General features: G+C 57.8%; 17 protein-coding genes. 5 read left to right on the forward strand and 12 right to left on the reverse strand.

The window, feature by feature from the left end; all coding sequences use genetic code 11:
• Positions 1-120 precede the first annotated feature (120 nt).
• The 12 genes from recD to rppH all read right to left on the reverse strand — a co-directional run bounded on the left by recD (position 121) and on the right by rppH (position 18747).
• On the reverse strand, positions 121-1956 hold the full coding sequence (gene recD, locus PGS10_RS06250) for an exodeoxyribonuclease V subunit alpha (RefSeq protein WP_047078968.1): 1836 nt from the start codon (positions 1954-1956) through the stop codon (positions 121-123).
• Positions 1953-5498 carry an exodeoxyribonuclease V subunit beta gene (gene recB / locus PGS10_RS06255; protein WP_316422588.1) on the reverse strand — a complete coding sequence of 1182 codons (3546 nt, stop codon included), beginning with the start codon at positions 5496-5498 and terminating at the stop codon, positions 1953-1955. Before recB ends, recD begins: the two co-directional genes overlap by 4 nt.
• Entirely contained in the window at positions 5495-8380 is a 2886-nt protein-coding gene (ptrA, locus tag PGS10_RS06260; protein WP_047065271.1) for a pitrilysin, read from the reverse strand. The genes recB and ptrA overlap by 4 nt, the downstream gene beginning before the upstream one ends.
• Positions 8381-8544: 164 nt before the next feature.
• A complete protein-coding gene (gene recC, locus PGS10_RS06265) occupies positions 8545-11916 on the reverse strand; it encodes an exodeoxyribonuclease V subunit gamma (RefSeq protein WP_316422590.1) in 3372 nt (1123 codons plus the stop codon).
• Positions 11917-11928: 12 nt separating this feature from the next.
• Positions 11929-12252, reverse strand: a complete 324-nt coding sequence (locus PGS10_RS06270) for a prepilin-type N-terminal cleavage/methylation domain-containing protein (RefSeq protein WP_316422591.1) — start codon at positions 12250-12252, stop codon at positions 11929-11931.
• The gene (locus PGS10_RS06275; RefSeq protein WP_047065274.1) at positions 12237-12644 is read right to left on the reverse strand and encodes a DUF2509 family protein; all 408 of its coding nucleotides are present in this window, start codon (positions 12642-12644) and stop codon (positions 12237-12239) included. Before PGS10_RS06275 ends, PGS10_RS06270 begins: the two co-directional genes overlap by 16 nt.
• Entirely contained in the window at positions 12641-13204 is a 564-nt protein-coding gene (locus PGS10_RS06280; protein WP_316422592.1) for a prepilin peptidase-dependent protein, read from the reverse strand. The genes PGS10_RS06275 and PGS10_RS06280 overlap by 4 nt, the downstream gene beginning before the upstream one ends.
• Positions 13195-13659, reverse strand: coding sequence for a prepilin peptidase-dependent protein (locus PGS10_RS06285; protein WP_063447528.1), 465 nt, complete (start codon positions 13657-13659; stop codon positions 13195-13197). The genes PGS10_RS06280 and PGS10_RS06285 overlap by 10 nt, the downstream gene beginning before the upstream one ends.
• A 185-nt stretch (positions 13660-13844) precedes the next feature.
• Positions 13845-14639 carry a thymidylate synthase gene (gene thyA, locus PGS10_RS06290; protein WP_045398131.1) on the reverse strand — a complete coding sequence of 265 codons (795 nt, stop codon included), beginning with the start codon at positions 14637-14639 and terminating at the stop codon, positions 13845-13847.
• Positions 14640-14645: 6 nt separating this feature from the next.
• A complete protein-coding gene (gene lgt / locus PGS10_RS06295) occupies positions 14646-15521 on the reverse strand; it encodes a prolipoprotein diacylglyceryl transferase (RefSeq protein ID WP_015369928.1) in 876 nt (291 codons plus the stop codon).
• A gap of 436 nt (positions 15522-15957) precedes the next feature.
• The gene (gene ptsP, locus PGS10_RS06300; protein ID WP_015369927.1) at positions 15958-18204 is read right to left on the reverse strand and encodes a phosphoenolpyruvate--protein phosphotransferase; all 2247 of its coding nucleotides are present in this window, start codon (positions 18202-18204) and stop codon (positions 15958-15960) included.
• 12 nt (positions 18205-18216) lie between these two features.
• Complete coding sequence (gene rppH / locus PGS10_RS06305) at positions 18217-18747, reverse strand: RNA pyrophosphohydrolase (protein WP_015703328.1); 531 nt, start codon at positions 18745-18747, stop codon at positions 18217-18219.
• Positions 18748-19200: 453 nt separating this feature from the next.
• Between rppH and PGS10_RS06310 the strand changes: the two genes are divergently transcribed.
• The 5 genes from PGS10_RS06310 to PGS10_RS06330 all read left to right on the forward strand — a co-directional run bounded on the left by PGS10_RS06310 (position 19201) and on the right by PGS10_RS06330 (position 22538).
• Positions 19201-19365: a hypothetical protein gene (locus PGS10_RS06310; RefSeq protein WP_223683768.1), complete on the forward strand. Its 165-nt coding sequence runs from the start codon at positions 19201-19203 to the stop codon at positions 19363-19365.
• A gap of 64 nt (positions 19366-19429) precedes the next feature.
• Positions 19430-20125: a DNA mismatch repair endonuclease MutH gene (gene mutH / locus PGS10_RS06315; protein WP_047044200.1), complete on the forward strand. Its 696-nt coding sequence runs from the start codon at positions 19430-19432 to the stop codon at positions 20123-20125.
• A gap of 63 nt (positions 20126-20188) precedes the next feature.
• Positions 20189-20902 carry a TerC family protein gene (locus tag PGS10_RS06320; protein ID WP_045396707.1) on the forward strand — a complete coding sequence of 238 codons (714 nt, stop codon included), beginning with the start codon at positions 20189-20191 and terminating at the stop codon, positions 20900-20902.
• A gap of 123 nt (positions 20903-21025) precedes the next feature.
• Entirely contained in the window at positions 21026-21244 is a 219-nt protein-coding gene (locus PGS10_RS06325) for a YgdI/YgdR family lipoprotein (RefSeq protein WP_004867116.1), read from the forward strand.
• 253 nt (positions 21245-21497) lie between these two features.
• On the forward strand, positions 21498-22538 hold the full coding sequence (locus tag PGS10_RS06330; RefSeq protein ID WP_316422595.1) for an NADP(H)-dependent aldo-keto reductase: 1041 nt from the start codon (positions 21498-21500) through the stop codon (positions 22536-22538).
• Positions 22539-22765 lie beyond the last annotated feature (227 nt).

Consider the following 22765-nt stretch of genomic DNA (forward strand, 5'->3'; position numbering starts at 1 on the left):
ATCCCCCTTTCTTTGCGCGAATCAAAACATCTTTGCCACCTGTTCCATACTACCGCGGTGGATTATGCCTTTAATTACCGCCTATCAGCTGCCGGGTACTGAACCCGGCAGATTCAGGTTTCACTGAGCAGCGAAAATCTCCGCCAGGCCGCTGCGCCGCTCGGTCCGCGTCACGATGGCCTGCGCCAGTACCTGCTCGTCGGCATAAAGCGACAGGCGCCGTTTGGCGCGGGTTATCGCAGTATAAACCAGCTCGCGGGTTACTAGCGGTACGCTACGAGAAGGTAAGATCAGCGCCGCATGATCGAACTCCGACCCTTGCGACTTATGCACCGTCATTGCCCATGCGGTATCGTGTTCCGGCAGGCGGCTTGGCTGCACCGATTTAATGCTGCCGTCCGGCATCGGGAACCATACGCGTAGGTCGCCGTCCCGTTCCAGCGCAATGCCGATATCGCCGTTAAACAGCCCCAGCGCGCTATCGTTCCGGGAAATCATCACCGGACGGCCATCGTACCAGCGTGAATGGCGCGGTAGCGTTATCGCCCGCTTACGGTGGAGCATCTGCTCCAGCTGTTCATTCACGCCGCTTACCCCATAAGGCCCTTCACGCAGCGCGCACAGCAGCTGAAACTCGCCGAAGGCGGCAATCATCTGTTCCGGCGCGGCCTGCTCGCGGCGCAGTTGCAGATAACGGCCGTAGCCCTCCTGTGCCGCCATCAGCATCGCTTCATACTCCTCGGTAGTGCTGAGCGGCCGCAGAACGATATCGTCAAACGGCTGGCGTAACGTCGCTTTCACGTCCGCACGCGCACCGGCGTTGACCGCCCGCGCCAGGCTGCCAATGCCGGAGTGACTGCCAAAGCGGTAGCTTTTTTGCAGCAGACATAGACTATCGCGCAGCGCTCCGGCCATCTGCCCCTCGCCCGCCGGCACCGTTGCGCCAGTCAGCCGCGACAGCTCTTGCGCTCGCGCCGCGGTATAGCCGGATGTCGCCCAGGCACAGATATCGCCAAGCACCGCCCCGGCTTCCACGGAGGCAAGCTGATCGCGATCGCCAAGAAAGATCACTCGCCCGTGCTCCGGCAAAGCATCAATCAGGCGCGACATCATCGGTAGGTCGATCATGGACGCTTCATCGACCACCAGCACATCCAGATGCAGCGGATTACCAGCGTGGTAGCGCATGCGCTGACTACCGGGCTGCGCCCCCAGCAGGCGATGCAGGGTACTGGCATCGGCGGGAATCAGCGCTTTTTGCTCCTCGCTAAGCGGAAGTTTTCTTAACGCCGATCCCAGAGATTCTGTCAGGCGCGCTGCCGCTTTACCGGTCGGTGCCGCCAACCGAATTCGACAGCGCGGCGTGTCGTTAATCTGAATCAGCGCCGCCAGCAGCTTCGCGACGGTGGTGGTCTTGCCGGTGCCGGGGCCGCCGGAAATCACCGAAATGCGCCGGGTCAGCGCCACCGCCGCGGCAACTTTTTGCCAGTCGATATCGTCGGTTGCCGGAAAGAGTTCATTCAGGGTTGCCGTTAGCCGCCCTTCATCGACCTCCAGCACCCGGTTCGTCTCATTAAAGAAGCGGGCGACGGTGAGTTCATTACGCCACATGCGGTTCAGGTACAACCTGTCGCCGCATAAAATCATCGGCGTCGGTTCGTCGCCGCGGCTCACCGCTGACGAAGAAAGCAACAATTGAGGCCAGTCCTGGGGCGCGCCGGCCATCGCCAGCAACTGGTCGCGGATCTCGCCGGCCTTGCCGCTTAGCGCTTCTTCAGCGTTGAGGCGCGACAGCGGCAGACAGACATGCCCCTCGCCGGCATCCCGGCTCAGCAGCGCGGCGGCCAGCTTCACTGCCGGAGGGGCATCCTGCGCCACCATCAGCGCAAACTGTACGTCCAGCGGCCGCAGCAGACGCTGCTCGGCGGCGGCCAGCAGCAGTTCATCCATGGTCATGAGCCCACCTCCTGAGTAACACCGGCAAATAACGCATCGAGGCCGTCAATCAGCGGCTGCGCCGGGCGGGTGGTGAAGATCCCCTGCCCGCCTTCCTGCCCGTCCATACCGCGTAAAAAGAGATAAATGACGCCGCCAAAGTGCCGTTCGTAGTGATAATCGGCAATACGGTGACGCAGATAGCGATGCAGCGCCAGGCTATACAGCTGGTACTGCAGGTCATAACGATGCAGGCGCATCGCCTGGGTCATCGCCTGTTGGGTGTAAGCTTCGCGGTCTTCTCCCAGCCAGTTAGATTTGTAATCCAGCAGGTAATAGCGGCCATCGTGACGAAATACCAGATCGATAAACCCTTTCAGCATGCCGCGGACCTGGCGGAAATCGAGCGCCGGGGTATCAGCCGAGAGCGGATCATAGCGGCGGATCAGCGCGTCCAACTGCAGCGGATCCAGCGGTTGTTCAATCGGTAGATAGAAGGCCATTTCCACCTGTTTATCCCGGGCGCCCAGCTGATTCAGGGCGATTTCTGCCCCCGGCAGGCGTGTTCGCAGCACGCCGTCCAGCCATTCGCTCAACACCGGCGCCCACTCTTCGCCAAAACCGTGCAACTGTAGTTTTTGCGCCATCCAGTCAACCGGTACCGGCTGACTGAAATCGAGATCCTCAAATAGGCTATGCAGAAATGTCCCCGGCGACGCGCCGCGCGGGAACTGATGAGGCGTGAGCTGCGGCTCTTCCGCCACCTCGCCCACGCCCGCGGCGTCGATATCAAGACGCGGCAGCAGATCCTGACCTGCGCTGGAACCATGCTGCTGCAGGCCGGAATAGCTGGTCACCCGCCAGTCGTCCATAACCTGGCGTTCAAGGGTCCGCGCCGAAAGCGGCGGCAGCGCGTTTTCCGGCGCCTGCCACGGCGTCTGGTCCATGCTATCGGGAAGGCATAGCGCAATATCATCACTGCACAATGCCTGTAGTCGCGCGGTTAATCCCGCCGCGTCCATCGGCTCGCCGTCCTGCAGCAGACGGCCGAGGGCGCTATGATGAAAATCGCTGTTGCCAGGTTTATCGCTACGGCGGGTACTTAACGGCGCAACCCCGAGACTGCAGTGCCACACCGCGCGGGTCAGGGCGACGTACAACAGGCGTAAATCCTCCGCCAGGCGCTCGGCTTCCGCCAGCTCAAGGCTATTCTCCCCTTCTCCAAGGTCGAGTACCGCGGCAAAGGAATCACGGTCGTGATAAAACGCCTGATCCTGTTTACGAAAGCGCGCGATAAATGGCAGCCAGACCAGCGAATATTCCAGTCCTTTTGATTTGTGGATAGTGACGATTTGCACCAGATGCTTATCGCTCTCCAGACGCATCTGCTGGCTGGAAGCATTGCTGTCCGGTTCGGCGATATGTTGCGTCAGCCAGCGCACCAGCGCGTGCTCGCTTTCGAGCTGATTAGCTGCTTCTTGCAATAATTCGCTGATATGCAAAATATCGGTCAAACGGCGTTCGCCGCCGTGGGTCGCCAGCAGGTTTTCGGCAATATGACGCGCCCCCATCAGCGCGCGCAGCATCGGCATTACGCCGCGCTGGCGCCAGATCTGCCGGTATTCACTGAACTCCTCTACCAGCGCATCCCAGGCACGTTCATCCTGATTGAGGTTTTCGATATCCTGCGCGTTAAGGCCAAACATCGACGTTGCCAGCGCGCTGCGTAGCGTGTTTTCACGCTCTGGCGCCAGTACCGCCTGTAGAACCCACAGTAATTCCTGCGCTTCCGGGGTTTCAAAAACGCTGTCGCGGTTTGAGAGATAGACCGACGGGATTGACAAGAGCTGCAGCGCATCGCGAATAAGCGCCGCTTCGAGACGGTTACGCACCAGCACGGTGATATCGGAGGCGCGCACCGGCTCAGCGTTTTCGCCACGCCACAGCAGCGCGCGTCCCTGCTGGCCGGCGCTGAGCCAGTCGCGGATCTGCGTCGCGCATAATTGCGCCATAAAGGACTGATAATCGCCAGAACCGACGGCTTCGCCAGGCATTAACCACATGTTCATCGCCGGGATCGGCTTCTCATCAATGGTAAAGCGCAACGTCTGATTTTTAGCGGCTGGCTTCACCGGCAAGAATGGGATCTCGCGGAACATGAATGGATTATCACTCAGGCCGAACAGACGATTAACGCTCTGTACCATGCCCGGCGCCGAACGCCAGTTGGTATCCAGCGTATAGTGGGCGGCAACGTCGCCGCGCGCTTTCATATAGGTAAAAATATCGGCGCCGCGGAAGGCGTAAATCGCCTGTTTCGGGTCGCCAATTAACAGCAAAGCCGTATCCGGCTGGCGACGCCAGATGCGGCGGAAGATACGATACTGCTGCGGATCGGTATCCTGGAACTCATCGATCATCGCCACCGGGAAACGCTGGCGGATGGCGCTGGCCAACGCTTCGCCGCTGTCGCCGCGTAGCGCGTCGTCAAGACGGCTTAGCATGTCGTCAAAGCCCAGTTCGCCTCGACGCCGCTTTTCGCGGGCGACCGCTTCGCGGATCTCGACCATCGCCCTGGCGATAACCAGATCGTTTAAGGTCAGCGGTGAGGCAAGCAGCGCCTCTACCGCGCTGAATAGCGGATGCAGCGGCGGTTCGCCGCCGTCTTTGGTGCGCTCAATGAGGAACGGTTGCGAGAATTTTTCCAGCGCATCAGGCAGCTGATAACTTAGCGTTTCTTCCTGCGCCCAGGCGCTTACCTTTTCGAGCCACTTGCCCTGGTTACCGCGGTTGAACTTGCGGCGATCGAGCCCTGAGCTTTCCAGCACGTTTTCAATTTCACCCACCTGCTCCCGCCACTGCTGCTTCAGCGCATTAATACGTTCCAGGATTTGCTGATGGCGGCTTGCCAGCGTCTCTTCCGCGGGCGGCGGCGATTTTAGCTGCGGCGCTTCGCCCTGCAGCCAGCGGTCTATAGCCTTGAGCAGATCGCGCGGCCCTTTCCATTGTTCATGGATCACGGCGGCGATATCGCGCGGCAGCGGATAGCAGTGGCGACGCCAGAAGTCGGCGCAGGCCTGATAACGCAGGCGGGATTCGTCTTCGATCAGTTGCTGTTCAAACAGCATGCCGGACTCGAAGGCGTTGAGGCTCAGCATTCGCTGACAGAAACCATGGATGGTAAAGACCGCGGCCTCGTCCATTTGCCGTTCCGCCAGCAACAACGTTTGCGCCGCCTGGTTTTTATCGGCAATTTCCGCAAGCAGAGAAACGTAGAGCGGATCGCTGGCGCTTTCGCGCAGGCAGGCAATCCGCAGCTCGTGGATATTACTACGGATACGCCCGCGCAGCTCTTCCGTCGCCGCTTCGGTAAAGGTCACCACCAGCAGCTCTTCCACGCTGACCGGCCGGGGGAAAGCGGATTCGCCCCCCAGCCCCAGCAGCAGCCGGAGATATAGCGCGGCGATGGTAAAAGTTTTTCCGGTGCCCGCGGAGGCTTCTATCAGCCGCTCGCCCGTCAGGGGCAAGCGGAGTGGGTCAAGAGACTCAGCGGTTTCGGTCATTCATTCTCTCGCATCAGGGGTAAGGATTTCTGCAATGCGCTGACGCTTTCCCATACCTTGCCGCCTTCAGGGGCGGCGTATTCCGCCTTGCCGTTCTGGCTGCCGGAAACCTGGGATAACAGTGCCATGCCTTGCGGATCCACCACCGTCTGATGGAAGAAGTCGGCAAGTTTTTGCGGCGTCAGCAGTTTAATCTGAGCCACTACTTTATCACGTGAATCGAAGCGCATATTACCGCGATCGAAATCTTTGCTCAGCTTTGACGCTTCTTCGCTCAACGTTTGCGGCGCCTGCAGCATCTGGCTAATCGCCGCCTGCTGGATCTGGGCAAACTCTTCCGGCTTCATCGCCCGCAGTTTGGCTTCCGCCGTCGGGAAGAAAGCCTGGAAGCGCTGCCAGAGGAAAGCAGGCTGTTTATCGCTACTCTGTAGCAGGAAGCCCATCCCCCACTGGCGGCCAACATTCATTGAGAAGGCAAATACCGCATAGCCGAGTTGTTCTTCAGTACGTAACTGGTTGTAGAACCAGGGCTGAATAATCTGCCCCAACAGTGAACTGGCGGCCATGCTGCTGTATTCATCGACGTTTGGCGGCGCGAAAACCGCCGCCAGCGCGGAGTCGGTGCTGCTGCCTGCTTTTTCAAACATTGCCAGCTGCTTGCTGTCGATCAGCACGTCTTTGTTGCGACACCACTCGTTACCATCGGCGCCAAGCTGTTTTTGGATCTGGCGGGCCAGATCGGTGGACTGCCGGGCGCTCATGTTACCGATGACCAGCAGCTCCGGCCGCCCCCTGGCTTTCAGGTTATCGCGATAGTTAATCACCTCTTTCAGAGTGATGGACGGCAGCAGCGCGCGGCGCGTTTTGCGCTCAAAATAGGGTACCTGCGACAGCATCTGAATCGGCATAATCGCCTGGTCATAGGCTTTGCCTTTGTCCGCCGAATCCATCATCTGGGCATACCAGGACTTCGCCTGCTCAAGCTGCTCTTCGGTCGGCGTATAGCTAAAGTAGCCGTCCAGCAGCGCGGTAAAGAGCTGCGGCAGGCGCTGGGTATAGCCGTTGGCGTTAACCATCAGACCGTTGTTGGCGCCGGTCGAGAAGCTGATTCCACCTACCGCGGCCTGGTTGCTGAGCTGGTCAAGCGCAATGCCGGCCAGATAATCATTCAGCGCGAACATCACCTGCCGGCGCGCGCTGTCCATCGCCTGCGGGTTACGCAGCACCAGAGAGACGTCGGCCTTCGGTTCGCTGGCAAAGTACTGGCTGGGGGCATACACCACACGCAGCGTCGGCTCATCGACGATAAGCTCCGGATGCGGGTACGCCTTATCGCTCTTAATCAGCGTGAAATCATCCGGAATATACGGGTTCAGCGCCGGCAGCTGCAGCTTGATGGCCGCAGATTTTTGCTGCCAGTCGGCGAAGGTCTGGGGGCTAATTTTATCAACCTGGTAAGGCGCATTGACGAAATAAGCGGTTTTGTTGTGCGGCTCATTCGGGCTGATGTACCAGATACGCGCATTTTGCGGGGTCATCATCGCCAGACGGTCTTTAATCGCCTGGGCATCATAGCGGTCGGCGATATTAACCACGTCCAGTACGTGCTCTACCGGCACGCGAATCATGGTATCGGCCAGCCACTCCACATAATCCATATCGCGGTTAATCGACGGATAGCGGAAATCGAGCTCCAGCACGTGGGCTAACTCATCAAAGTAGCGCTTATCAATACCCTGAGTACGCAACAAATTCAGGTAGCTGAAGATTGCCGCGGTAACTTCATCGCGGTGCGCCAGGCCTTTATCGGTGAGAGTAGCGGAGATGGCCAGCACGCCGCTATTGCCGTTGACGGCCGGATCGGAATCCGCGCGAATCCCTTCCGCTAGCCCCTGCTTCTGCAGCCAGTCGGATAAGGTGCCGGGGCTGCGGTTGCCGATCATATAGGTCACCAGCTCATCGGTCTTGCTGCGGAACTGAGCGCTGTTGTTATCAATGCGGAACTCAACGCGCAGAACTTTGCGCGGCATCGCCGGCACGTAGTGAATCACAATGCCCTTCTGCGCATCGGTCACAACCGGTACGGTAATTTCCGGCTTGCTGATGTCGTGGTTTGGCACCCGCCCGTAGGTCGCGGCGGCAATGCTTGCCAACTCAGGCAGTGGCTTATTACTGTAGATGACCGCCTTCATCAGGTTTGCCGAGTACCAGCGGTCGCGGAAAGCGTGCAGCGCATCAAGCACCGGGCTACCAGGCTTATCGCTTAGCGTATCGAGGTTACCGCCGGAAAATTGTGAAGCCGGGTGCGCAGGGTTGATGGTTTCAGCGCTCACCTGCGCCATGCGCATCCCGTCCCGGGTGCGCGCCATGGTCAATTCGGCGTTGACCGCGTTACGTTCGCGTTCGGCATATTTTTTATCCAGCAGCGGCGCGGCAATGGCATCAGCCAGCCGATCGACGGCGCCGTTGAGCGCGTCATTTTCCACTTCAAGGTAGAACGCGGTGCGATACGGCGCGGTGCTGGCATTATGGCTGCCGCCGTGCATTTTGAGAAATTCAGCAAGGCTGTCAGGCTGCGGGTACTTCTGCGAGCCCATTAAGGTCATATGCTCGAGATAGTGCGCCAGCCCTTGATGATCGGCCGGATCCTGTAATGAACCCACCGGCACCACCAGCGCCGACAGCGATTTCACCGCCTGCGGATCGGATACCAGCAGCACGACCATGCCGTTTTGCAGGCGAATGGCCTGATATTGACGGGGATCTTTTTCGCTTTTACGAATGGTTTCCTGAATCGGTTGCCATCCGGTGTCTGCCTGACTTAACGGCGCCCAAAGGGCGACCACTACAACAAGAACTTTGAACCATAAACTGCGGGGCATTCACGGACCTCATCATTAACAAACTTCGCGCTGCATAGCATCAGCGTGGATACCCATCATCAGGCAAAACGCCATCTTCAAGGTATTTACAACATCAGTCCGTGATTCGATGCGCATAATAAATGAACAACCTTCTTCTGCGCAATTTTTATACTATTACAATTTTATTCGGACTGATGGAAACGAAATATCGGCAACAGATAACGCTGCGCCTGCGCGATAATCTCTTCATAGTACGCAGGCTCCAGAGTGCGCCACAGGCGCTGGTACCAGATATCGGCACCTTCGCCGCTCACCACCATATTACCTTCGTAGGCCTGAAGGAACTTACTGCGGGCTTTTTGTTGCGTATCGTCATCCATTAACATGACATCCTTTTCCGCGTCGTAACAGGCTTTTAGCCACGCGCCGCCGCTTTCCGGCAACAGCAGTAGCGGTTTTGACATCCCCTGCAGGTAGCCTTCTACCAGCTCATTCAGATACGTCTGCGCCTGCTCCGCCGCCAGCGGCGGGAAACGCCATTCGCCTTCCTTGCGCACGAACAAGCGACTTTCGCCGAGACCGCCGCTAGCACAATAGACAAGATGTTCCAGCCAAAGTTGCACGCCCTGAGAGACGCTCAGCAGCGACGGTCGCCAGCGTAATAGCCCATCCGGCTGTACCTGCTGTAGCCAGCCAGTGAGATTGATACCGTTGCACTGTAGGTCGATCTCCATACTTTGCGCGGGTTGACGACTGGCGATAACCCGCTCAGCCAGGTTCTGCATTTCCTGACGCTGCGCCTCCCACGCCAGTTCGCCAAACGCGCCAAAGGGCAGCTCACCCGCCGCACGGAAACGACGATACATCGCTGACGCATCCTGTTGTTCGATCAGCGTATTCAGCAACTGTTGGTTCAACTGGTAACGGCTTAGCCCTTCAAGCACGAAAGGCTCATCTTCGGGGATCTCGCTCTCTTCAGAGCGGAAATTCACCCGCAGACGCTGCTGGAAGAAAGCGCGCACCGGATGCTGCCAAAAGCGTAACAGCTGTTCGAACGGCAGCGTGTCGATATCGAGCGGCGCAAGCGGCTGGATAAATTCACTATGCGCCTCTCCCTGCTGGCTGGCGGCGGCCAGCCACTCTTTTGCATAGCTCTGATCTTCATCCGGCAGATAATTGGCGGCATCGAATGGCATACGCGTATGCAGATGGGTAATGTGCTCCTTAACGCGGCGTTCGCTGGCATCGCAGTCCAGCGCTTCATCGCCTTCAAGGCAGTGGCTCTGACCGATATAGTCCGCCAGTTCCTGTACCAGCACCGAAGGATAGCGCTCGCTGTTATCCTGGATTGAGCGCCCGATGTAGCTGATGTATAGCTTCTGTTCGGCCGACATCAGCGCTTCCAGGAACAGATAACGGTCATCATCGCGACGGCTACGGTCGCCGCGCTGCGGTTTTTGGCTCATTAAATCGAAGCCCAGCGGCGCGAGTGTACGCGGGTAGACGCCATCGTTCATCCCCAGCAGGCAGACGACCTTGAAAGGGATAGAGCGCATCGGCATCAGGGTGCAGATATTCACCGGCCCGGCCAGGAAACGCTGGCTGATCCGCTGCTGATCGAGGCGCTGCGCCAGCTCATCGCGCAGCAGCGATAGCGGCACGGCAGCCCCGTACTGCGCATCCAGACCGCCATCGATGATGGCTTGCCATTGCTGTTCAATCAGCGCCAGCGCCGCTTCGGTGTCGCTATCCGGCAGGAAGAAATCCGTGAGCAAATCGCGGCACACCGGCAGCCACTCTGCCAGTGGGCGATCCTGCGCCAGACCCCGGCGCCACAGATTAAGTTGCATCAGTAACGACGCGAGATTCCCTACCAGTTCGGCAATCAGCCCGCTGGATTCATCATAGGGCAGCACCGACTGCCACTCGCCCTGGCTGCTGTCCATCGCATACCCCAGCAGCATACGCGTTAACCCAAAACGCCAGGTGTGCTGGCCGGTCGCCGGAAGATCCATTTCGCGCACGTTGTCGTCATCCATGCCCCAACGTACGCCGGATTCATTGACCCACTGGCGCAGGTAGCGCAACCCCTCTTCATTAATATTGAAGCGCGCCGCCAGTACCGGCACATCCAGCAGCGCCAGCACATCTTCACTGGCGAAGCGGCTGTCCGGCAGAGAAAGCAACGTGATAAACGCCTGTAGCGCCGGGTGCGATTCCCGCGCCCGACGGTCGGAAATCGCCCACGGCAGCCAGCGTTCGCCGCGCGCTGCGCCGAAGACCGCCTGAATATAGGGACTGTAGCTGTCGATATCGGCGACCATCACGATAATATCGCGCGGCGTCAGCGCCGGGTCTTCTTCCAGCATCGCCAGCAGTCGGTCGTGCAGCACTTCCACTTCACGTTGCGGGCTATGGCAGACGTGGATAGCCAGGCTGCGGTCTTCAATCGCCAGCGGGCGCTTGCTCTTACTGCTGGCGAACTCTTTCGCGGTACGCCCCGCCACCGCGGCGTTGCGCAGCTCAAGAATATCGGCCTGGAGGTTATGCAGCAGGTTATCGGGGGCGATATCGACAAAGGCGTCCAGCTCTTCATAACGCTCCAGCCCGGCTAGCAGATAGATATAATCGCGCCCGAGCTTGCCCCACGAGGCCAGCAGCGGATTTCCGACATCCTGCTCGCCATCATCATTAAACAATCCCGGCGCCTGTTCAGTGTCGCGGAACAGCGGCAGCTCGCGCGCCTCGCGGTGGCGGCGGCGCTGGCGCGACATCAGTTTGGCAAGAAACGCCGGATCTTTAATATCGCCCCAGTAGTAGCGACAGGGGTTAGTGAAGAGTACATAGACATCGACATGCTTGCCCAGCGCCTGCAGGGCCTGCAAATACACCGGCGGCAGCGCCGAAATGCCGCAGATAAAGACCCGCGACGGCAGCCCGGCTGGCGGTTGGTCAGCGTTTTCCAGCGCGCTGATAAAGCGCTGGTACAGATTGGCGCGGTGCCACAGCGGTTGCCCCAGCTCCGCGGTGTATTCGACTAACGCTTTCCACAGCGGCGCCTGCCACTGCTGGGCGTCGCCCAGCCCCTCAACCCGTTCATCGGCCTCCCAGCGCATCAGCCACTCCGGGCGATAGACCAGATACTGGTCATACAGATCGGCTACCCGCGCGGCCAGCTGGAACAGCTTACGTTTGTCGCTATCATCGCTCAGATAGTGGCGCAACAGCGCGAAGGCTTCATCGTCGAGATACTGCGGCAGCAGGGTCATCAGCTTCCAGCTCATGCTCTGTTTACTGAAGGCGCTCTCGCCGGGAATATCGTCAAGCACGCGAACGAACATGTCCCAGATAAAGCTGGCAGGCAGCGGAAACTCGATATTCGCCGCAATGCCGAAGCGCTTCGCCAGCGTCATCTGCAACCATTGCGCCATACCGGTACTTTGCACCAGCACCATTTCCGGCATGAAAGGGTCATCCAGCCGCTGGCGCTCGACGATAAACTCCATCAGCGCTTCAAGCACATCCAGACGGTTTGAGTGGTACACCCTTAACATATTCGCTCCTGACTACTGATTTACCGGGCAATGTAGCCGGGTCATCTGCACCCGCTTAGCGGCGGGCATGGTGATCGTTACCGTGATGCTGACACAACTTTGCCTCGATGTCTGCACGCGGCTTATTTGTCCTTTATAGGGCTGCGCCGAAGGAACAAGCAGGCTCAAGCGCCACGCGTCGCGCCACTGCTGGCGATAGGCGTTCAATTGAGCGGCGCCGCTGGCCAGCCCGCGATGATAGCCGCCAAGCGCCGTGATGGTCGTGATTAACAGCGCCATCGCTAATAATGTCTCCGCCAGACTAAAACCGCGCTGGCGCGCTACGGCATCAGGCATAACGCACTCTCCTTCAACGGGCAAAAGTCGCTCCAGCCATGCGCTAAATACCGCAGCTTGCCCTGCTCAATCGACGCTGACTGCCACAGCTGTATCGTGCCGCTGCCGGCGATAAGTAGCGCGCGGCCATCATTAAAAAGCCGCAGACACGCGCGCCAGCGTTGGCTGTTTTCCTGTTGACACGCAACTGCGCTCTGCAGCGGCCAGTTCACCCCTTTGCCCCATTGCAGCGCCGACTGCGCGGCGGCCGTATCGCGAATTGCCTGGGTTTCGGCGCTCACCTGCGCCAGCAGCGATCGCTGCTGCTGATTCATCCCCTGCAATAACAGGCTGCCCAGCGCCAGTAGCAGCAGCACCATCAGCAGTGATGAAACTCCGCGCTGGCGTTTCACAGGTTGAACCCCGTTACCTGATATTGCGCCTCGGCGGAAATACGCGAGTCCGATTGCGCCTGCTCCCCCAGGGTAACGATAAGTTCAGGAGAAAACCCGCTTACCGCCTGCCGCTCAACGTGAAAGCGCGTGACCGTGATAGCGGCGGGATTAGTCATTTTCTCCCAATTTTTTCCGCCGCAGTCAGTAACGCCGCGCCGCGTTTCCAGCGCTCCGTCGCGCAGGCGAAAACCGGTAGAATCGGCATCGGCCTCCGGCGCCAAATCCCAAGTGCCGTTACTGTTACCATCCCAGCGAACGATGACGCACTGTCCGCCGTCGGCTATCGCCAGCGCCTGACCATTACAGTGACCCGCGCAATATCCGGCTCGCTGCAGGTGTTTGGCTAACGCATAGACCCGCTGCCATAGTTCGTTTTCCAGCGCCTGCTGCTGCGTTTGGCGAAGAATCTGGCGCTGTAGCGCCGGAAGGAAACGAGCGGCCCCCAGCAGTAACACAGAGCCTATCGCCATAGCGATTAGCGTTTCAATGAGCGAAAAGCCGCGCACTGCTACTGGCATAATTCCTCTCCTTCCCGGCACAGGCGTATGCGCCCCCAGTTAGAGACAACGATCCGCCACGACCCGACCTCGCTTTGCAGCAGGATATGCCCGGCCCAGGCGCTGTTGCGCAGGCCGTAAAAACCGATGCCTGCCGTCAAATGTTGCAGCGTAATTCCCGGCCACAGCGGCTGCAGGGTAAAAGGCGTTTTCGCGTGACAGTCCGCTTCCACGCCGCTTACGCCCAGACACCAGCCTGCGGGCGAATGTCCGACGTTAATGATGCGATCGCGGTTGTGCCAGTTAGCGTCATCGCGCAGCAGCACGAGATAATCGCGCACCTGACAGGCGACCTGCCACAGGCGCTGTTGCTGTTGCCAGCGCTGCCAGCCGTACATACCGCTGGCGCTGAGGATGACCACCAGCATCATGGTGACCAGCATTTCAATTAGGGTGTAGCCATGCTGTCTGTTCATGGCGCCGAGTATGCGTTGCTCTGAGTGTCAATTCGAATGGTAAATCTACGGTTCGCGTCGCGGCTCGGGAAAATATTTGGCGGTTGCAGGATGTTGAACGACGGCAGGAATCCGGCTCGCAAAATTTTGCGGAGGGCAAAAAAAACCGGCGCTGGTGGCGCCGGTTTGTCATCACTACAGAGAGGTTAAATCGCCACAGGCGCTTTAATTCCCGGATGCGGGTCATAGCCTTCGATTTCGAAGTCTTCAAAGCGGTAGTCGAAAATCGACGCCGGTTTGCGTTTTATGACCAGCTTCGGCAGCGGACGCGGTTCGCGGCTCAGCTGCAGGTTAGTCTGCTCCAGGTGATTGCTGTACAGGTGAGTGTCGCCGCCGGTCCAGACAAAGTCGCCCACTTGCAGATCGCACTGCTGCGCCACCATATGCACCAGCAGCGCATAGCTGGCGATGTTGAACGGCAGGCCGAGGAACACGTCGCAGGAGCGCTGATACAGCTGGCAGGAGAGCTTGCCGTCGGCGACGTAGAACTGGAAGAACGCATGGCACGGCGCCAGCGCCATTTTATCCAGCTCGCCGACGTTCCACGCCGACACGATGATGCGGCGGGAATCCGGGTCATTTTTCAGCTGTTCCATGACCGTGCCGATCTGGTCGATATGGCGGCCGTCCGGCGCAGGCCAGGAACGCCACTGTTTGCCGTAAACCGGCCCCAGATCGCCATTCTCATCCGCCCACTCGTCCCAGATGGTGACGTTATTTTCGTGCAGATAGGCAATGTTGGTGTCGCCCTGCAGGAACCACAGCAGTTCATGGATGATGGAGCGTAAATGACAGCGCTTGGTGGTCACCAGCGGGAAGCCTTCCTGCAGGTTAAAACGCATCTGATGGCCGAAGATAGAGATCGTGCCAGTACCGGTGCGGTCATTTTTTGGCGTGCCCTCGGCGAGCACTTTCTGCATCAAATCAAGATACTGTTTCATGGTTCCTCAAGAGTTTTGTTGCTGCGGACGGTGACGATAAGCCCAAACCATCATAATGATACCCGCAAGCACCATCGGGATCGAAAGAATCTGCCCCATGCTGATGTACTGCACCCAGCCGCCGGTAAACTGCGCGTCCGGCTGGCGGAAGAATTCCACGATAATGCGGAACAGGCCGTAGCCAATCAGGAACAGGCCGGAAACGGAACCGGTCGGGCGCGGTTTACGGATAAACAGATTCAGGATCAGGAACAGCACCACGCCTTCCAGCGCCAGCTCATAAAGCTGCGAGGCATGACGCGGCAGCGCGCCGTAGGTATCGAATAATGATTGCCATTCCGGATGCGACGGCAGCAGCGCCAGGTCCTCAGCGCGCGAGCCCGGGAAAATCATCGCGTAGTGGAAGTTCGGGTCAACGCGGCCCCACAGCTCGCCGTTGATAAAGTTGCCCAGACGCCCGGCGCCGAGGCCAAACGGGATCAGCGGCGCGATGAAGTCGGAAACCTGGAAGAAGGTGCGCTTGGTGCGTTTGGCGAAGATAATCATCACCAGAATCACGCCGATCAGGCCGCCGTGGAACGACATGCCGCCATCCCAGACGCGGAACAGATATAGCGGGTCGCTAAGGAAGACCGGCAGGTTGTAGAACATCACATAGCCGATACGGCCGCCGAGGAATACGCCGAGGAAGCCCGCGTAGAGCAGGTTTTCCACTTCATTTTTCGTCCAGCCGCTGCCCGGACGATTAGCCCGACGGGTGGCCAGCCACATCGCAAAGACGAAACCAACCAGGTACATTAAGCCGTACCAGTGGAGAGAGACCGGTCCAATGGAAAATATTACCGGATCGAACTCCGGAAAATGCAGGTAGCCACTATTCATCTGTCACCATAAAGACTTGTTATTCCGCCGAAAGTGGACAGCGGTGATGATCCGTGCCCGCATAAAACGGGCACTCCGAAGGAGGCGAATGATAGCATAAGCATGTAGTGCGATCCGCGCCGAACGTGTAAAAGATATGTATACGGATGCTAACAGAGTGCGGTTTTTCCCGGGCTCACTACTCGCGGTGCCGTTTTTTTGTCGGGTGGCGGCTTACGCCTTACCCGACCTACGGTCCGTGCCATTGCGAGCTTAAGATCTCTACCTTGTCCCCATGGCTACTGAAACTGCCGGTGTTGGTGGCCTCAAAATCCCCCGGTGGCGCTGCCGCTTACCGGGGCTACAGCACGATACGATTTGGTAGCCCGGAGAAGGCGCAACGCGCCTCGTCCGGGAAAAACCATTAAAAAGTTGCAAACCGATAACAGTATCTACGTTACCGTCCGCCGCGGATCAGGCCGCCGAGACCGCGGCGCTCCATAAACGCCGCCACCTGGTGGCGCACTTCGGTGGTCATCTGCGCTTCCAGACTGCGCCGCGACAGCTCCTGCGCTTCTTCGATATCGATACGGCGTAGCAGATATTTCACGCGCGCTACCGAACGACCGTTCATCGACAAATGGCGATAACCGAGGCCCACCAGGATGGTGACGCACATCGGGTCGCCGGCCATTTCACCGCACAGGCGCAGATCGATACCAAAACGCTCGGCATCATGGGCGATCATCGCCAGCGCCCGCAATACAGCAGGATGCAGACAGTCGTACATATTGGCGACGCGGGTATTGTTGCGGTCGACCGCGAGGATGTATTGCGTCAGGTCGTTGGTGCCGACCGAGATGAAGTCGATGCGGTTCGCCAACTGCGGCAGCATAAAGACCATAGACGGCACTTCCAGCATCACCCCAAGGCGCGGGCGGGGAATCGCATAGCCAATCATCTCTTCGACTTCACGGCTGGCGCGCTCAATCAGGCGGCGGGCTTCGTCAACTTCTTCGAGGCTGGTGACCATCGGCAGCAGTATGCTGAGGTTGCCGGTGGCGGCATTGGCACGCAGCATGGCGCGCACCTGGATCAAGAAGATCTCCGGCTGATCGAGCGTAATACGGATCCCGCGCCAGCCAAGGCACGGGTTCTCTTCGCTAATCGGCATATACGGCAGTTGCTTATCGGCGCCGATATCCAGCGTACGCAGGGTCACGGGCTTGCTGTTAAACATCTGTAGCATGCCCTGATACTGGGCGACCTGCTCCTCTTCGGAGGGGAAGCCGCTCTGTAACATAAACGGAATTTCGGTGCGGTAAAGCCCGATACCATCGATAAAGCTGCCGAGCTTCTCTTCATGCTCCGGGCTCAGACCGGCGTTGAGCATCACTTTTACCCGCTCGCCGCTTTTCAGCTCGGAAGCGCGTTCGAGATCGTCTTCCGCCAGCCGGCTCAGCTCGTTCTCTTCGCTGATTAACCGCTGATACTCCTGTAGCAGCACGGGTTCGGGATCGACCAATAGATCGCCGCGATAACCATCAACGATCAGCATATGGCCATGCAGCAGCGACGGCTGAATATCGGCGCCCATCACCGTCGGGATGCCCAGCGCGCGAACCATGATCGCCGCGTGGGAGTTGGCCGCGCCGTCGCGCACCACCACCCCGACTAAGCGGTCCTGCGGCACTTCCGCAAGCGTGGTAGCCGACAGTTCGTCAGCCACCAGGATAATGCGCTCAGGCCAGGTATTCGGCCCCTGGGTGGTGTCGTCGAGATGGAACAACAGCCGCTGCCCGAGAGTACGTAAATCCCCCGCCCTCTCTTTCAGATAGCCATCGCTGAGCGCGGCAAACTGCTCGGCAAATTTTTCAATGACCTTTTTCACCGCCCATTCGGCGACGGAGCCTTTGTCGACTTCATCGAATAGCTCACGGCGCAGGCGCGCATCGGATAGCAGGTGCGAATAGAGGTCAAAAATAGCCGCCGTCTCTTTTTGCGCCCCGGCGGCGTAGCGTTTGCTGTAGCGACGAAACTCATTCGCCGCTTCTTCCAGCGCGCCGGTGAGACGTTCGCGCTCGGAAGCGGTATCCAGCGTCGAGGCCTCGTAGACCTGCTCCATCAATGGCAGGCTGGCATCCATCCAGCCTTCGGCAATCGCTACCCCGGATGATGCCGGCAGCGCGCGGATGCGGGTCTGTCGATACTGCCCAAACAGCGCATTCAGCTGCGATTGGGAGAGAATCGCCGCCATCTGGGTGGCGAGGGTGACAAGGAAGGACTCTTCGCTTTCATCGAACTGGCGCAGCTCACGCTGCTGGACTACCAGCACACCCAGCAGCTGACGCCGCTGGATGATCGGCACGCCAAGGAAGGCGCGGAAACGCTCCTCCTTCACAGCCGGGATGTATTTAAAGCTGGGATGCTTTTGCGCATCGGCCAGGTTGATCGGCTCGGCCAGTCGCCCCACCAGACCCACCAGACCTTCATCAAATGCGAGTGCGACCGTACGTCCGCGAGGTTTTTTCAGCCCGCGCGTGGCCATCAGGTAATAGCAGCGTCGATCGTTGTCAGCCAGATAAACCGAACAAACTTCCGTTTCCATCGCTTTACAGACATCCGTCACCAGGATATCCAGCGCCTCGTTTAAACGCGGCGCGCTGGCGACCTTCTCGACTATTTCTCGCAACCGAGTGAGCATAATGTGCGTGGCTTAACCTCTTTTACGTCGATAAGCAGGCGCGCTTTGCGGCTTTGGTGTGGTTTCAGCAAGCGACATGGTGACGCCCGCGAACTCTTTCATCACCCGGCGGTAAACGTCGCGCTTAAACGACACCACCTGACGAACCGGGTACCAGTAACTTACCCATCGCCAGCCATCAAACTCAGGTGTACTGCTGGTTTGCATATTAATAGCCGTATCGCTGCCGACCAGTTGTAGAAGAAACCACTTCTGCTTCTGACCGATACAAACCGGCTTTGTGTCCCAACGCACCAAACGTTTAGGCAGCTTGTAACGCAGCCAGTTACGGGTTGAGGCCAGGATCCGCACATCTTTGCGGCTTAACCCAACCTCTTCGAACAATTCCCGATACATTGCCTGCTCGGCGGACTCGCCTGGATTAATGCCCCCTTGCGGGAACTGCCACGAGTGCTGACCATAGCGCCGGGCCCACATCACCTGGCCCTGGCGGTTACAGATTACAATGCCGACATTTGGGCGGTAGCCATCGTCATCAATCACCGGACTACCTCAAAATAAGCTTCAATGTGAATGATTGTTTCACACTCGTTGGAAACGGTAAACCACTCTCTGTGTGGCGTGATAACGAATAACATTTGAATAACTCACAGTAATCACCCGAGTTATAAACAGTGAACGCCATCCCCGGGCCATTTTATTCACTTTTTCTGTGGATAGAGTTGTGAAGAAGTACGGAATTAACCAGGGAAAACCCAGAGTAGTCCGAACGACGTAGAGATAGGGCTTTTTAATAATGACATATTATTCATTAAGTTATCATAGTTCACGCCAACAAATTACAGCATAACGTGATGATCATCACATATGCGATCCGGCAACTGATGAAAGATCGAACAATGCCGCTTTTATCCACAGATAAAGCACACTCGTCGGGCACATTTTGTCTAAAAATTCGATTTTCGTCGCACGTCAAGGCTGTAAATCGAACCAGTAGTGAGGCTTTTCCCCAGTTATCCCATTTTTCTGTGGATAACATGGTGTAAGATCCTGTTCATTGTCAGTGACCAGTTCTGGAAAACCCGTTTTCACTGTTTTCACAAGCGGAAAAATGGGACAAAAAACATATATAAATCATCACATTGGTATAGTTACCCATAAAAAGGTAAACTCTATCCACAACGCAAAAAAATAGCGCTCACTTTTTAACCAGAGGTTTTCCATCATGTCAGCCATCGCTCCGCTTACCGCTCCGCCGCAAAGTCAGGAGCAACTTCTTGCTCAGGCCCAGCGGCTGGCGGGTTATTCACTGGGTGAACTGGCGGCGCTGGCGGGGATCCCCATTCCCCGCGATTTGAAACGCGACAAAGGCTGGATTGGCATCCTGCTGGAGATTTGGCTGGGCGCCAGCGCCGGAAGCAAACCCGAGCAGGATTTCGCCGCCTTAGGCGTGGAGCTGAAAACTATCCCCATCGACCGCCAGGGGCGTCCGCTGGAGACCACGTTTGTTTGCGTGGCGCCGCTAACCGGCAATAGCGGCGTGACCTGGGAAAGCAGCCACGTGCGGCATAAGCTACAGCGCGTGCTGTGGATCCCGGTAGAAGGCGAACGCGAGATCCCGCTCGCGGAACGCCGCGTCGGCGCGCCGCTATTGTGGACGCCAGACGAGGAAGAAGATCGCCAGCTACGCATGGATTGGGAAGAGTTGATGGATCTTATCGTGCTTGGCCAGGTTGAACGAATCACCGCCCGCCACGGCGAGGTGCTGCAACTACGCCCAAAGGCGGCCAACAGCAAGGCGCTAACGGAAGCGATCGGCGCCCACGGCGAGCCGATCCTCACCCTGCCGCGCGGCTTTTATCTGAAAAAGAACTTCACCGCCGCGCTGCTGGCGCGTCATTTTCTATTAGGTCATGAATAATTTTTTGTTCTGCCATAACGCCTGCATATAATTACCACTTTATTTTTTGCAGGACTTTGAACAATGTTATTTGCATGGATAACCGATCCTAACGCCTGGCTGGCGCTCGGCACGCTGACGCTGCTGGAGATCGTTCTCGGGATCGATAATATTATTTTTCTCTCTCTGGTTGTTGCTAAGCTTCCCACCGCCCAACGCGCCCATGCGCGGCGCATCGGGTTAATGGGAGCCATGCTGATGCGTCTCGGCCTGCTGGCGTCTATCGCCTGGGTCGTTAAGCTCACCAACCCGCTCTTCACCGTATTTGGTCAGGAGATCTCGTTTCGCGACCTGATCCTGCTGCTCGGCGGCCTGTTCCTGATCTGGAAAGCGAGTAAAGAGATCCACGAATCGATTGAAGGCGAGGAAGAAGGTCTTAAAACCAACGTCCACTCCTTCTTTGGCGCCATCGTGCAGATCATGCTGCTGGATATCATCTTCAGCCTTGATTCAGTCATTACCGCCGTCGGCCTCTCCGATCATCTGTTTATTATGATGGCCGCGGTGGTGATTGCGGTTGGGGTGATGATGTTTGCCGCACGTCCGATCGGCGACTTCGTTGACCGTCATCCGTCGGTCAAAATGTTGGCGTTGTCGTTTCTGATCCTGGTCGGCTTCACGCTGATGCTGGAGAGCTTCGATGTGCATGTACCAAAAGGCTACATCTACTTCGCGATGTTCTTCTCTATTGCGGTCGAAACCCTCAACCTGATGCGCAATAAGAAAAACCCGCTGTAAGCCACAAAATTGCAGTCCGGAAGCGGGCTGCAATCCTTTTTAAGACTTTACTGCTTTTTATGTCTCACAAATCAGGCTATTAATATACTGGTACGAGGTGCGGCCATAAGAGAGGTAATGACGATGAAAAAATGGGCAGTATTGATTTCCGCCGTAGGACTGGCGTTCTCGGTTTCCGGTTGCAGCAGCGATTATGTCATGGCGACAAAAGACGGACGTATGATTCTTACCGACGGTAAACCGGCGGTTGACGATGACACCGGTTTGATAAGCTACGAAGATCAGCAAGGCAATAAAATGCAGATCAACCGCGACGACGTGTCACAAATTATTAAGCGTTAAGCTTTTTCGTCGGTTAACAGCATAATTACCGACAACCACAGCCACAGAAAAGAGTCGGGATCCCCCTGCTATATCCCCAGGGCAGCCCCCTTCAGGATCTCCAGACCCGGCTTTTTTGATATTTTCCCTTTCTCTTTTTCTCTCCCTCTGCCATGTTGTTATTCCCATCAGCCTGCAAGCGCTTTGAAGTTTGTGGGGAGATAGTTTTGTCGGGAAACTCCTGACCTTGTTGATAAAAATAAGGAAGCCGGCTATGCAGTATCACCGTATCCCACACAGTTCTCTTGAAATCAGCACGCTGGGGCTGGGCACAATGACCTTTGGTGAGCAAAATAGCGAGGCCGACGCTCATGAACAGCTCGACTACGCCGTAAGTCAGGGAATCAACCTGATTGATGTCGCCGAAATGTATCCTGTCCCGCCGCGCCCGGAAACCCAGGGGCTGACCGAAACCTACGTCGGCAACTGGCTGGCGAAACGCGGCAACCGCGAAAAGCTGGTTATCGCCTCTAAAGTCAGCGGCCCGGCGCGCAATAACGACAGCAGCATTCGCCCGAACCACGCGCTGGATCGCAAAAATATTCGCGACGCGCTGCACGACAGCCTCAAGCGTCTGCAAACCGATTATCTCGACCTCTATCAGGTCCACTGGCCGCAGCGCCAGACCAACTGTTTCGGCAAGCTGGGCTATACCTGGAGCGACTCCGCGCCGGTGGTCACCCTTCTCGATACGCTGGAAGCGCTCACCGAATTCCAGCGCGCCGGTAAAATTCGCTATATCGGCGTCTCTAACGAAACCGCCTTTGGCGTCATGCGCTATCTGCATCTGGCCGATAAGCACGACCTGCCACGCATCGTCACGATTCAAAACCCGTACAGCCTGCTTAACCGCAGCTACGAAGTGGGGCTGGCGGAAGTGAGCCAGTATGAGGGCGTTGAGCTGCTGGCGTATTCATGCCTGGCGTTCGGTACGCTCACCGGTAAGTACCTCAACGGCGCGCAGCCGGCCAGCGCACGCAATACGCTATTTAGCCGCTTTACCCGCTACAGCGGCGAGCAGGCGCAGAAAGCGGTGGCCGCTTATGTGGACATTGCCAAACGCCACAATCTCGATCCGGCGCAAATGGCGCTGGCCTTTGTGCGTCGTCAGCCGTTTGTCGCCAGCACCCTGCTCGGAGCCACGACCATGGAGCAGCTCAAGACCAACGTCGAGAGTTTGCATCTTGAGCTGAGCGAAGAGGTGTTAGCGGAGATTGAAGCGGCGCATAAGGTGTATACCTACCCGGCGCCGTAAGGGAGTAAAGCCCCGGATAGCGGCTGGCGCCTTATCCGGGCTACACCACCAGCGACATTCGGTAGTTCGGTAGCCCGGCTAAGCGTAGCGCAAGCGCGGGGTGTCCCGGATAGCGGCTGGCGCCTTATCCGGGCTACACAACCCGCGACATTCGGTAGTGCAGTAGCCCGGCTAAGCGTAGCGCAAGCCGGGGGGTGTCCCGGGTAGCGGCTGGCGCCTTATCCGGG

This window comes from Klebsiella sp. 141153, from assembly GCF_032601995.1.
Classification (GTDB): Bacteria; Pseudomonadota; Gammaproteobacteria; order Enterobacterales; family Enterobacteriaceae; genus Klebsiella; species Klebsiella aerogenes.

What these genes read in the sequence shown, in the direction of transcription:
- PGS10_RS06270 (WP_316422591.1), bottom strand. Translation starts at nt 12,252, where the DNA reads ATGCCTGATGCCGTAGCGCGCCAGCGCGGTTTTAGTCTGGCGGAGACA.
- recB (WP_316422588.1), bottom strand. Translation starts at nt 5,498, where the DNA reads ATGACCGAAACCGCTGAGTCTCTTGACCCACTCCGCTTGCCCCTGACG.
- thyA (WP_045398131.1), bottom strand. Translation starts at nt 14,639, where the DNA reads ATGAAACAGTATCTTGATTTGATGCAGAAAGTGCTCGCCGAGGGCACG.
- recC (WP_316422590.1), bottom strand. Translation starts at nt 11,916, where the DNA reads ATGTTAAGGGTGTACCACTCAAACCGTCTGGATGTGCTTGAAGCGCTG.
- PGS10_RS06285 (WP_063447528.1), bottom strand. Translation starts at nt 13,659, where the DNA reads ATGAACAGACAGCATGGCTACACCCTAATTGAAATGCTGGTCACCATG.
- PGS10_RS06325 (WP_004867116.1), top strand. Translation starts at nt 21,026, where the DNA reads ATGAAAAAATGGGCAGTATTGATTTCCGCCGTAGGACTGGCGTTCTCG.
- recD (WP_047078968.1), bottom strand. Translation starts at nt 1,956, where the DNA reads ATGACCATGGATGAACTGCTGCTGGCCGCCGCCGAGCAGCGTCTGCTG.
- lgt (WP_015369928.1), bottom strand. Translation starts at nt 15,521, where the DNA reads ATGAATAGTGGCTACCTGCATTTTCCGGAGTTCGATCCGGTAATATTT.
- ptsP (WP_015369927.1), bottom strand. Translation starts at nt 18,204, where the DNA reads ATGCTCACTCGGTTGCGAGAAATAGTCGAGAAGGTCGCCAGCGCGCCG.
- PGS10_RS06330 (WP_316422595.1), top strand. Translation starts at nt 21,498, where the DNA reads ATGCAGTATCACCGTATCCCACACAGTTCTCTTGAAATCAGCACGCTG.
- PGS10_RS06320 (WP_045396707.1), top strand. Translation starts at nt 20,189, where the DNA reads ATGTTATTTGCATGGATAACCGATCCTAACGCCTGGCTGGCGCTCGGC.
- PGS10_RS06280 (WP_316422592.1), bottom strand. Translation starts at nt 13,204, where the DNA reads ATGCCAGTAGCAGTGCGCGGCTTTTCGCTCATTGAAACGCTAATCGCT.
- mutH (WP_047044200.1), top strand. Translation starts at nt 19,430, where the DNA reads ATGTCAGCCATCGCTCCGCTTACCGCTCCGCCGCAAAGTCAGGAGCAA.
- ptrA (WP_047065271.1), bottom strand. Translation starts at nt 8,380, where the DNA reads ATGCCCCGCAGTTTATGGTTCAAAGTTCTTGTTGTAGTGGTCGCCCTT.